Genomic DNA, 12,518 nt, shown 5'->3' on the forward strand with positions numbered 1-12,518 from the left:
CAGCCCGGATTCGCCGCGTTTAATCACGTCCAAACAAAAACTTTTTATCCTTAAATATCAATAACATAAATACACGTATCGGGATTGGCACGATCTCTGCTCTAGCCCCTTCAAGGACACTTTTCCGGGGGAGATTTACATGCACAAACTTAATCCAATCACCAAGGGCTTGTGGCTCGCATTGCTGTTCACTGGCAGCGATTACGTGCTGGCAGCCGACACTGAAAACGAGCCGGCACTCAAGACCGTCACCGTCACCGCGCAACACCGGGAGCAGACCTTGCAAGAGGTGCCGGTGGCCGTGTCGGCGGTCCAGGGCACCAGCATCGTGGCCGACGGCGTGCGCTCGATGGGCGACATCACCACTTTCATTCCCAACGCCTCGGCGAAGAACCCCGACGGCGACGGCCGCCCACGCTGGTACATCCGCGGCCTGGGCACCGGCGACACCGGGGCGGCCACGGTGTACCCAGTGGGCATTTATGCCGATGACGTTTACCTCAACGCACCGATTGCCGGCGGCGGCCCGCTGTTTGACCTGGAGCGCATCGAGATCCTGCGCGGGCCCCAGGGCACCCTGTATGGCAAGAACACCACGGCGGGCGCGGTGAATATCATTTCGAAAAAACCCGCGTTCGACACTGACGGTTTCGGCACCATCGGCTTTGGCAGCAAGAATGAAAGGATCCTCAGCGGCGCCCTTGGCGGCGCGCTGGTGGACGAAAAACTCGCCGCGCGGATCTCGCTGTACTCCGAGGAGCGCGACGGCTTCCAGAAAAACCTGGTGGACGATCACACCTACGGCGACGTCAACAAAAAGGCCGTGCGCCTGCAGTTCCTTGCCCAGCTCAACCCGGACCTGGACGCGCTGCTGAAGATCCACAGCCGCGAGTTCAAGGGCGACGGTTCCAACGGGGCGCTGACCCTGGGCCGCTACTACAACGTCGGCTACCAGCGCCCCGAAGGCCGTAATATCGCGCTCAACGTCAAGGACGATTCCAAGCTCAACCATGACGGCACGTCCCTGACCCTCAATTGGCACCTGGGCGACTACACCCTCACCTCCATCAGCGCCTATGACTACATTCGCGGCCAGTCCAGCAGCGATGCCGACTACACGCCCTATGAGGTCAACGGCACGTCCACCAGCGATAACAAATACACCCAGTATTCCCAGGAAATCCGCCTGGCCTCGCCGCAGCAGGAAACCTTGCGCTGGCTGGCCGGTGCGCACTACTTCCACGAAGACCTGGACAGCAGCGGCGGACGTTTCATTGCCCCCGGCCCGACGCCCAATGGCACCGGTTCCAACCAGATCAATGGCGCGACCGACCTGCGGGATCTCAATTACGACCACAAGACCAACAGCTACGCGCTGTTTGGCAACCTGACCTACGACCTCACCGACAACTTCACCGTGACCGGCGGCCTGCGCTGGACCCAGGAAAAGAAAGACATCGATCTGAACCTCACCCAACTGACCCGCAATACCGCCAACGGCCCGCTGGTGCCCTTGGCCGGCAGCGGCACCAATGGCAGCCGCCAGGAGAACAAGACCTGGGAAGCCTGGACCTACGATGTCACGCCCGAATACCGGATCAATGACAACGTACGGGTGTTCTTTCGCTATGCCCACGGCTTCCGTTCCGGTGGTTTCAACACCGGGCTGTCCACCAGCCTGGCGCAGTTGACCACGGTGGACCCGGAACAACTCGACGCCTATGAGTTCGGGGTCAAGTCCGAGTGGTTCAACCGCCGCCTGACCGCCAACGCGAACATTTTCTACTACGACTATTCGGATATTCAGGTCAACCTGCTGACAGTCAACAACGGCGTGCTGACCACGGCCCTGACCAATGGCGCCAAAGGCAAGGTCAAGGGCGCCGAGCTGGAACTGGAAGGCCAGCCCACCGACTCCCTGCACCTGCGGGCGGCGGTGTCGTTCCTCGATACCGAATACACCGACTTCAAGAACACCAACCCCAACACCGGCGCGGTCACCGGTGACTACAGCGGCAACAGCTTTGTGCGCTCGCCGCGCAATGTGGTGTCGGTGGGTGGCGACTACACCATCGCGCTGCAGATCGGCGGCAAGTTGGTGGCCGGGGCCGACGCCAGTTTCCGCGACAAGGAATACTTCCTCGCCGACCGCCAGAGCAGCGCCGACAAGACCCTCAGCCAACCCCACTACACCCTGGTCAATAGCCGCCTGAGCTGGTACAGCGCCGATGAAAAACTCAGCGTCACCGGCTTCGTCAACAACCTCACTGACCGCCGCTACCAGGTGCATGGCCGGCCAAACGGTGGACTGGGGCAGTACGTGATCACCTACGGCGACCCACGCACCGTGGGCGTGAGCGTGACCAGCCGTTTCTAAGCCCAAGCCCCTCTCCCAAACAACACAGACCCACTGTAGGAGCCAGGCTTGCCTGCGATAGCGTCCTTGAGCTCGCCATCGCAGGCTTGCCGGGCTCCTACAGGTGATCTGCATTGTTTGGAGGGCCAGCCTTGTTTGAAAGGAATACGTTTATGTTCCAGCACACTCCACTGGCCGGCGCCATCGCGCTGGTCCTGGGCAGCCTTGCCGTGCCCGCCATTGCCGCACCAATCCAACCCACGGCCAAGACCGACCACCTCGACACCGTGGTGGTACTGGGCACCCGCCGCAGCGACCTGACCGCCCTGCAAAGCGCCGCGCCGGTGGATGTGCTGTCCGGCGAGCAACTGCAAGAGACCGGCGCCAGCGACCTGTCTGGCGCGCTGACCGCCCTGTCGCCGTCGTTCAATTTCCCGCAGTCACCCCAGGGTGCCTTCGCCGGCTCTATCGCCCAAGGCGCATCGCTGCGCGGCCTGGCGTCGGACCAGGTGCTGGTGCTGGTCAACGGCAAGCGCCGCCACAGCAGCGCCAATATCACCCGCCAAAGCCTGGTCAATGGCCGGGGCGCAGCGGCGGTGGATTTGAGCCTGATCCCCCTGAGTGCGATCCAGCGCGTGGAGATCCTGCGTGACGGCGCGGCGGCGCAATACGGCTCGGATGCCATCGCCGGGGTGATCAATATCGTGCTCAAGGAAAACGACGACGGCGGCAACGTCGGCTACCGTTTTGGCGGCTATGACAAGGGCGATGGTATCCAGCGCAAACTCAGCGGCTGGAAAGGCTTCAGCCTACCCAACGACGGTTTCCTGACCCTGAGCTTCGACGCCGGCAGCCAGGATCCGGCCAGCGACACCAACCCCGACAACCGGATCTTCTATCAAGGTTCCACCAGCATCAACACGCCCCGGGAACAGAACAACCGCTACCGCACCTGGCGCTGGGGCTCGGGCAATGTCTCCGACCAGTACAACTTCGTGGCCAACAGTGAGATTGGCGTCGGCGACGGCCTGACCGCCTATGGGTTTGCCACCTACGCCCACAAGAACACCGACGCCGAAGGATTTTTCGACCCGCCGACCACCCTGCGCAGCAACTACGGCAGTACCGCGTTGCAGCGTTACCCCGACGGGCGCCTGCCGGTGACGCGCTACAGTCTGCAGGACTATGCGGTGACCGGCGGCCTGCGCTACGAACACGAGCAACTGGGCAAGTTCGACCTGGCGCTGAACCACGGTAACAACACGCTCGAATCCACCGATCGCAATGCGATCAACCCCAGTTGGGGCACCAATAGCCCGGCGAATATCTACACCGGCCAGCGCGAAAACGAGCAGACCAACCTGACCCTGGACTGGGTGCGCGACTTCCCCACCGACCTGCTGTTCAAGCCGCTGACCCTGTCCGCCGGCCTGGCCTGGCGCAAGGAGAACTACCAACTGAGTGCCGGTGATGCGGCGGGCTGGCAGAACGGGCCGCTGTTCAACACGGTCGACCCGATCACCGGGCGCCGCATCCCTGGGTATTACTCGGGCATCACCCAGGTCGATGCCGCGTCCCTGGAGCGCAAGGTGCTGGGCGCCTATATCGATGTCGAAGGTCAGGTCACCGAGAAATTCCAGGCCGGGGTGGCAGTGCGTACCGAGCACTATTCGGACTTCGGCGACACCACCAACGGCAAGCTGTCGCTGCGCTACGACTTCACCCCACAGATCGCCGCGCGCGCCACCGCCAGCACCGGCTACCGCGCGCCGTCGCTGGTGCAGAGCGGCATGTCGTCGTTCAGCGTGCAGGTGGTGGAACAGCCGCCCGGCAGCGGCAACTATGTGGAAGTGCAGCAACGCACCCTGCGCGCCGACAGCCAGGAAGCGCGGTTGCTGGGCGGCAAGGCACTCAAGCCCGAGGAGTCCACCAACTACTCCCTGGGCCTGGTATGGCGCCCGCTGGACAACGCCTCGGTGACGGTGGATGCGTACCGGATCAATATCGACAACCGCATCACCCTCTCCGACCAACTGCCGTCTGCGGTGGTCACGCCGATTTTTGCCGGCACGCCCTACGCCAATATCCAGAGCGCGGCGTTCTACACCAACGTCGCCGATACGCGCACCGATGGTATCGAGCTGACCGGCAACTATCAGTGGAACCTGCAGCAATGGGGGCGCCTGAACCTGAGCAGCGGCTTTGCGAAGAACCGCACCACAATCACGGCGTTGCGCGACGTGGGCAATATCAAGGGATCGCAGATTGTCGGGCGCAACACCCAGGGCCTGATCGAAGAAGGCACGCCAGAAACCAAACTGACCCTGAGCGCCAACTGGCTGTATGAGAACTGGGGCCTGACGGTTGCCCAACGCCGCTATGGCCAATGGATCAGCCGCAATGCCACCAACCCCAGCCTGGACCAGACCTACAGCCCGCAGTGGGTCACGGACGTGGACCTGTCGTACACCTTCGACAAGGGCCTGAAGGTCTCGGTAGGCGCGATCAACCTGTTCGACAGCCACCCGGACAAGGCCGATGGCGCGCAGTTGTACGGCGTGCCGATCTACTCGATCACCAGCCCAGAAGGTGCCCAGGGCGCGTTCTACTACACCAGCGTGAGTTACGACTTCTAGACGCGACTGCTGAACGGGTGTTGCCACAGCAGCACCCAACCACCATTTCCCCCTGTCGGAGCCGGCTTGCCGGCGATTGCGGCCTCATGCCCTGCGCATGGCAGAAGGGCGCCATCGCCGGCAAGCCGGGCTCCTACAGGGTTTACGGGTTTATGGCACATGTCTTGCGATGGTGGCTGGGTACTTCGCTGAAATAAGACCTGCCATGCGCCTGAATCACTTACTGAACCCTCTTACCTGGCTGATCTCCCCCCTGGCCTTGCTGGCAGTGTGGGCGTGGGTCGCGCACCTGGGGCTGTTCCCGCGCAACCTGCTGGTGCCGCCCGCGCAGGTGCTGCAGACCTTTGCCGATCTGCTGGCCAGCGGCGAGTTGCAGGAACACCTGGGCAACAGCCTGTCACGGCTGGGCATTGGCTTTGCTATCGGCTCGCTGTGTGGCCTGGGCTTTGGCGTGTTGATGGCTTTGTCGAAAACCGTCGAGGCTTATTGCGGGCCGCTGTTCCATACCCTGCGCCAGATCCCCAGCATCGCCTTGATTCCGATGTTCGTGCTGCTGTTTGGCATCGATGAAACCTTCAAGATCATCATCGTGGCCAAGACCGCGTTTTTCCCGGTGGCCCTGGCGGCCGGCGAAGGGGTCAAGGGCATCCCGCGCAGCTACTTCGAGGTCGCCGACGTGTACCGCCTGCGCTGGCCGAGCTTTGTGCGCCTGGTGGCCCTGCCCGCCGCCGCGCCGCCGATCATCACCGGTTTTCGCATCAGCCTGACCCGCGCCTGGGTGGTGCTGGTGGCCACCGAGTTGCTGGCGGCCGACAGCGGCCTGGGGCAGATGATCGAGATGGCCCGGCAGATGCTGCGCATCGACATTGTGATGGTCGGGGTGGTGGTCACCGGCGTGATCGGCTTTGCCATCGACTACCTGTTGCGCCATATCGAACAGCGCCTGTTTCGCTGGCAGACGCGCTAGGAGCCCTCTATGACGAACCTGCTGAAAAAGTCCCGCGGGCTGTTGCTCCCGCTGCTGCTGGTCCTTGCCTGGGAATACGCCTCGCACCAGGGCGCGGCCGGTGCCTATGCGTTCGTGCCGCTGTCGGCGATTGGCACGGCCTTGCTGGATATGCTCGGCAACGGCGAGTTGCTGGTCAACCTGCTGGCGAGCCTGGCGCGCACCAGCAGCGGCCTGGCCCTGGGCATTGTGTTCGGCGTGGCGTTGGGGGTGCTGATGGCGTTGTCCAGCGTGGCCAACCGCTTGATCGGGCCGCTGTTCCATAGCATTCGCCAGGTGCCGATGCTTGGCTGGATCCCGCTCATCGCCATGTGGTTCGGCAATGGCGAGTTTTCCAAGGTGCTGATCGTCAGCCTGGCCGCGTTTTACCCGATGGTGCTGAACACCTGGCAGGGCTTTACCCATGTCGAGCAGCGTTACCGCGAAGTGGGCCTGGTGCTGGTGCTGAGCCCCGTGCAGCGCTTCACCCAGGTGCTGCTGCCGGCCGCGCTGCCGAGCATCGCGACCGGCGTTTTGCACGCCCTGGCCTTTGCCTGGGTCACGACGATTGGCAGCGAGTTATTCCTGTCTTCCGCAGCGGGCCTGGGCAACTTGATGATGAATGCCGAGGCCGGCTCGCGCATGGAAGTCATCGTGCTCTGCGTGTTGTGCATCGGCCTGCTCGGCTACCTCATGACCCTGTTGTTTAACCGCCTCGTGCGCCACCTGCTGCGCTGGCGCCACCTTCGTTGAAAGGCCCTGACATGAATGCAATCGCTCACCACGCCTTACACCAGCACCTGCAAACCGGCGCCTTGCAGATTCGCGGCCTGAACAAGGCCTACCGGATCGAAGGCCGCTCGTTGCCGGTGCTGCACAATATTCACCTCGACGTGCAACCCGGCGAGTTCGTCAGCATCGTCGGCGCCAGTGGCTGCGGCAAATCCACCTTGCTGCGCCTGATTGTCGGCCTGGAGGCCGAGTACGAGGGCGATATCCTGCTCGATGGCAAACGCATCGCCGCCACCAGCCTGGAGCGCGGCATCGTGTTCCAGGACCACCGGTTGTTCCCGTGGATGACCGTCAGCCAGAACATCGCCCTGGCCCTGAAAAACCATGACCTGCCCCAGGCCGAGAAAAACCGCCAGGTGGCCGAGCACATCGCCCTGGTCAACCTCAGCGGTTTCGAGAATGCGTACCCCCATCAGTTGTCCGGCGGCATGGCGCAACGCGCCGCGATTGCCCGGGCGCTGATCAACAAGCCCAAGGTCCTGCTGCTGGACGAACCGCTCGGCGCCCTCGACGCCCTGACCCGCGTGCACCTGCAACGGGAACTGCAGCGCATCTGGGTGCAGCAGCGCTGCACGGTGCTGATGGTCACCCATGACATCGAAGAAGCACTGTACCTGGGCGACCGGGTGATTGTGATGGACGCCCATCCGGGGCGGATCAAGCACGAGATCCGTGTCGACCTGCCCCACCCACGGGATCGTGCTTCAGCGGTGCTGCAACAGCACAAGCGGCAACTGCTGGAGGAGCTGACAGGCCACTGAGGTCAGCCCGCCGCAACCTTCAGGCGCTGGATCTGTGGCGTGTCTGTGGATGATCCCGGCTTGCGCGGGTCAATGACACTCATCATCACCCCATCGCTGGTGATGAATACTGGCCGTGACTTGCCTTGGTCTTTCGGGTCATTGGAAAAAGCCCCCTTGAACTCGACGGACCGGCGTTGCTCGGCAGTGCCGCCGTCCAAGGTCACCTTCAGATCCCCCGCGGGCGTCACCTGCCAGTCCGAGATTTGGGCGTCGGTGTAGTCCAGTTGAACGGTACTGCCCTGCAGGTCTTCTATGTGAACACTGCCTGACCCCTTATTGATGATGTACGTATTGCTGCCGCCTTCAGCGACCACCCTGGCCCCCCCATTGATCACCACGACATCGGCCCCCTTGCCTGTGCGGGCAATGTCCTCGCGGCCATTGAGGGTCAGCAAATTATTCTGATCATCACCTTGAACATAACTTTCGCCGTTCTTCACCGTGGTGACATTGGAAAAGTTCTGCACACTGGCGTTTTTTTTCACCCCCTCGGTGTTGGATTTTTCAGTTTTTACCGAGACGGTATGGTCTTTCAGATTAATGACATGCCCTACGTAGCTGACACTTTCTTTCTTTCCAACATCGTCGCGTGGCGAACTTAATTCTCCAGAAAAAACCAGGGTGTTACGTCCCTCGCCACCCTCCAGGGATATTTGCCTGGGACTGAAATCTTTGTTTCCCGTTTTCTCGACCTCCCGCGCCCGCTCCAGTGTCTGGCGTGCATCGGCATTCATGACCACCGTGTCATCAGCGCGCCCGCCACTGACCACCTTCTTGCCGGTACCTAGCAAGAAGACGTTGGGTTTGTTTTCCACCCCTCTTACATAATCATCACCACCACCCAGGTCCCATAACGTGGCTTTTCCATCACCCAACTCGCCTTCAACCTGTTTGACCGGTTTGCCGTTAAATGATGAATAGCTTTCATCCACGCCTACCCGGTCAGTGCCATCACGAACCGCCACCGACGGGACCTTGCCGGGTACTGGAATCAGATTCAGCAGCCAGGTGACCGGCGAAAACCAGACTCTTGGCGTCAGTGGGACTTTGCCGTCCACTTGCTTGACCTCAACCTGCGACGAGCCGTAGACCACCCGCTCGAAGGTGTTCTTTGCATCACCGCTCAGGAACGCTTTATAGCGAGCTTGGCGTTGCTCATCGATTTCGTGGGTGTATTGGGTCTGCAGGTAAGGCTTGAGCACATCAAATCCAGGCTCCAGACCCAGGAACGCCCTCACACCGGTGACGGCCTTTTGTTCGCCCGAAAGCGGCGTGACCTTATCCAGCTCTTCCACGCTGCGCACGGAGTGGTAAATCATCTGGCTCATCATGAGCGTCCCGGCCACGACCAGGCCCACCGGCCCAGCCGACGCCGCCCCCATCATGAATGCGGCGCCCAACGTTACCGAGGTCGCGGCGTTGGCCACCGCGAAAGCACCGTCAACATAATGGTCCTGGGCTTGAGCACCGCTGCTCTTACTGGCCTTTTTAAAGGAATCGACAGCACTGTAGATATCAAACGGCACGCTGACCGCCGCACCCGCCCCGGTGCCGACTTTGCCAATCAGTTGCCCAACACTCGACGCTTTAAATCCCATGATCGAAGGCGCAGCCTTATGAATGACACTTTGCCCCAACTTGTTGAGCGAAGCCCCAATCGCGTCGCCCCCATACTGGGCAGCCACTGCACCTAAACTGATACTGCCTTGGGTCACGTCTCCATTGTGAAAAGACTCTATCGCGCTGCGCAGCCCCTGGAATGTACTGAATGCCTGGAAACCCAAGCCCGCAGCCCGCGTTTTTCCAAACTTGTCCACCCCACCTGCATCAAAGAAATTCGCAGGCATCGCTTGTTTAGTGCGAACCATCTCTTGAATCTGAGCCGAAATCTTGTGCACTTGCTGCATCTGCTTTTCGAAGTTTTCAGGCACCTTCGAAACTTCGGTACTGGGGATCAGCGGTCCAGCGGACGGATCACGATGAATCGCAATTTCAAAGAACAGCTTGGTTGCCTGGTCACTGAACCGGACATCACCGGAACCGGACCATGCCTTGAAACGCGCAAAATCAATTTGCAGGTTATTGGCCAACAGCTTGCCATTCGGGTCACCTGCAGGCTGGGCATCTATCGGCTTGCCGTGGATATGGATGCCCATTTTGTAAAGATCGACGCGACTGATATCCAGGGTGCCGATACGGATCGGCGGCTGGCTGTCATCGAGGGCCTGAAGGCGCTGCACTTCCCCCGTATTGTTGATGACAGTGGGTGCAGCCATCCTGGCAAGAGGCGTCCCCCCTGGTGTGTGGCAAACAACTGGCGATCGCGCTGCATCTCTTTGTCGATGTACGGATAACTGGGAGGTGGGGTTGCTTGGGCTAAGGTGCGCAGCAACTTTTGCTCAAGCCCCTGCATGCTGCCAATGTACGGGGAACCGGGGTACTGTTTTATAAAGCCCTGAACGGTTTTCAATGAATCGAAGGTGGCGTGATACTGGGCCATACCTTTCTTGGCATGTATGTTGTCCACGCTTTCCAGAACATTTTGATAAACCGCAGCTTCCATACCCGCAACGGGCCTTGTATGTTTTCTAAAATCAGCCGAGGAAGGCAGGTGCGCGCTATCAACTACTTTTATCGTATCAAGATCGGCCAAGGGCGCGTTATATGCCAGTTGCATCCGCGTGGACGTCGGTCTAATCCCCGAGACATGCTCTGGATTAAATACGCTGAACCTGTATTTAGGGTTATCCAGATCGTTGTTGTATGGCCTAATTAATTTTTTCAGATCTGGATCGGTAAAGATTTTTTTCATCCCGCTTTCAAAGGCCTTGGCAGAAGAAAACCTGACCAAGCCAATATTGGGGTCGGCGTAATAATAGGTCCGTTTACCGTCCGCTCCCGCCGTCACTCCTGCCGATAGACGATGCCCACTGGCGGAAATAATCAACGTCGTCGGGGCTGGGGCTTTGAGGAGCTGCGCTACGATTGACTTGTAAGACCCGAGCCTGTCAGTGGCCGGATCATGAGCCTTATCGGCATACCCGGCGTACTTCTGGGCCCTGCCGATTGCAGCAAAGAATGCTTGAGATTCAGGCGTATCAGGAGAAGCCAGCGCCTGGTAAATATTGCCCAGGAAAATATCAGCCTTGCCCTCCCTTGTCGCCAAGGACAGCAGGTGCGATATGCCCGCACACTCTCCGTCGCTCGATTGGTTAATCATTGCCAGATAATAACTTTGCGGCATGGGTGTCAACTTAGTTTCTTTACCCGAAACTACGTTCGAAAACTCCATCACCCTTTCTTGTGTTTTGATAATAGTGCGCTTTTCGGCCAAGTGCTTGAGCATGCCTAATTGCTCATCGGTCACCCCGGGCTGCAATGCCATTTTATAAAACTCGGAACTACTCATCAAATCCGAATAACCAGCCGGCAGCGGCACGGACCCCGGTGAGTTATACCCTCGCATATAGGCCTCTCGGCCCTGGCTTTGTTTGACACTTTCTACTTTTGAAAAAAAATCATCTGCGCTGCCCGTCTCGCGAACAGCTGCCGCCGGTACTCCCCTACGCAGGCGGCGCTTGTCTGGCACATCGTTCTGCGTCGTCAGTTGCCCCGGTGATGGTTCTCGACGTTCTTCATGGGAAGTTGGAGGGGAGGTTTGAGCGGACTGATTTTGTCTAATGAACGACAAGGTATTGGGCAGGGACGATACGTGCATAATCACTCCAGCTAACAGGTTTTGTTCATTCAATATCCTTTTATGTGAAGGGCTCCTGGAGTGATAAAACCTAGCACCAGACGCAATGCCACCCTGACAGACAAATCCGAGAGCAAACCACAAGGTATTTCCAAATGCAGCGCGCCTCTCACTACAGAATGCGCGCCATCTTGATGATCTCGATAGACACCGGGCTGTTGCCACGGCTGAAGGTGCCTTCGCCAATCTTGCGAAAACCGCACGCGGCGTAGAATTTTTCGGCGGTCAGGGTCGCTTCCAGGTAGGCGCTGGTATGCCCGGCTGCGGCGATCTGCTGCAAAGCCTCGGCCAACAGGCGCTTACCCACCCCCTGCCCGGCCGCCTCGCCACGAATAAACAACTTGCTGACTTCCAGACCCTCGATCTCCACAAAGCCCTGGAGCACATCGCTGCAGGCCAGCCACAGGTTGCCGGCGGCGATGGCCGGGCGGTAAGTCTCAGGGGAGCGGCCATCAAGCCACATGGCGATCTGTTCGGCACCATAGTCGGCGGTGCACAGGTTTTCGACGGAGTTTTTATGCACCTGGAAGATGCTCTCGGCGTCGTCCTGGGTGGCTGGGCGGATCAGTAGATTTTTCATTCCTTTGAGTTTCCGAGCAGGGCCAATAAACCCAGGCGTTATAGCTGATCTTGCGCCGGGCAGCGACCGAAGACCGCACATCTTGTGCGTTGACCAGCTTTCCTACACACCATATAGTGTGCCCACACACGCAGCCGACCACTACATAGTGTGCGATGCCGGTAACTATCAAGTTTTTTGGACGGCCTCACACACCGTCAGAACAGACCAGGAAGGAGTATTTCATGCTGAGTTGGGATGAAGTCGACACCGAAGACACCGGTGCAGCCGTGATCCGTGGCGCCAACGCCGGCCACGCCACCGAAGCCAACATGGACCGCCTCGACGGTGCCGGTGCCGCCGCCGCCATCGAGGCCCGCGCCGTCACCGCCAATGACTCCGCCGCCATCGTGCGTGCCAAGGCCGCCCTGGACAAACTCGACGTCGCCGAAGGCCTCGCCGAGTTGGAAGGCGCCTCCGCCCGTGTCGCCGTTGACGAAAAACGCATGATCAACTGCCGCGCCGACCTCAACCAACTCGTGCCCTTCAAGTACGACTGGGCCTGGCAGAAGTACCTCGACGGCTGCGCCAACCACTGGATGCCGCAAGAGGTCAACATGACCGCCGACA

7 protein-coding genes and 1 pseudogene are annotated in these 12,518 nt (G+C 60.0%); 6 read left to right on the plus strand and 2 right to left on the minus strand.

The features are described 5' to 3' along the window. The first annotated feature begins 139 nt into the window (after positions 1–139). The 5 genes from HBO12_RS04620 (at position 140) to HBO12_RS04640 (ending at position 7,530) form a co-directional block, all read left to right on the plus strand. A complete protein-coding gene (locus HBO12_RS04620; protein WP_170041588.1) occupies positions 140–2,377 on the plus strand; it encodes a TonB-dependent receptor in 2,238 nt (745 codons plus the stop codon). A gap of 152 nt (positions 2,378–2,529) precedes the next feature. Beyond that, positions 2,530–4,992 carry a TonB-dependent receptor plug domain-containing protein gene (locus HBO12_RS04625; protein ID WP_170041589.1) on the plus strand — a complete coding sequence of 821 codons (2,463 nt, stop codon included), beginning with the start codon at positions 2,530–2,532 and terminating at the stop codon, positions 4,990–4,992. Positions 4,993–5,197: 205 nt separating this feature from the next. After that, positions 5,198–5,959 (plus strand): ABC transporter permease, encoded by a 762-nt coding sequence (locus HBO12_RS04630; RefSeq protein ID WP_169955297.1) that lies wholly within the window; start codon positions 5,198–5,200, stop codon positions 5,957–5,959. A gap of 9 nt (positions 5,960–5,968) precedes the next feature. Then, the gene (locus HBO12_RS04635) at positions 5,969–6,730 is read left to right on the plus strand and encodes an ABC transporter permease (protein WP_170041590.1); all 762 of its coding nucleotides are present in this window, start codon (positions 5,969–5,971) and stop codon (positions 6,728–6,730) included. A gap of 11 nt (positions 6,731–6,741) precedes the next feature. After that, the gene (locus HBO12_RS04640) at positions 6,742–7,530 is read left to right on the plus strand and encodes an ABC transporter ATP-binding protein (RefSeq protein ID WP_169955299.1); all 789 of its coding nucleotides are present in this window, start codon (positions 6,742–6,744) and stop codon (positions 7,528–7,530) included. A 2-nt stretch (positions 7,531–7,532) separates the two neighbouring features. Here HBO12_RS04640 and HBO12_RS04645 read toward each other — a convergent pair whose 3' ends face one another. Continuing rightward, positions 7,533–9,848 carry a hypothetical protein gene (locus tag HBO12_RS04645; protein ID WP_170041591.1) on the minus strand — a complete coding sequence of 772 codons (2,316 nt, stop codon included), beginning with the start codon at positions 9,846–9,848 and terminating at the stop codon, positions 7,533–7,535. Positions 9,849–11,441: 1,593 nt separating this feature from the next. Further along, a complete protein-coding gene (locus tag HBO12_RS04650) occupies positions 11,442–11,909 on the minus strand; it encodes a GNAT family N-acetyltransferase (protein ID WP_169955301.1) in 468 nt (155 codons plus the stop codon). A 224-nt stretch (positions 11,910–12,133) separates the two neighbouring features. Between HBO12_RS04650 and HBO12_RS04655 the strand changes: the two are divergent. Next, a pseudogene (locus HBO12_RS04655) lies at positions 12,134–12,518 on the plus strand (ribonucleotide-diphosphate reductase subunit beta); the annotation flags it as partial.

The organism is Pseudomonas sp. WS 5059 (assembly GCF_012985525.1).
GTDB lineage: Bacteria > Pseudomonadota > Gammaproteobacteria > Pseudomonadales > Pseudomonadaceae > Aquipseudomonas.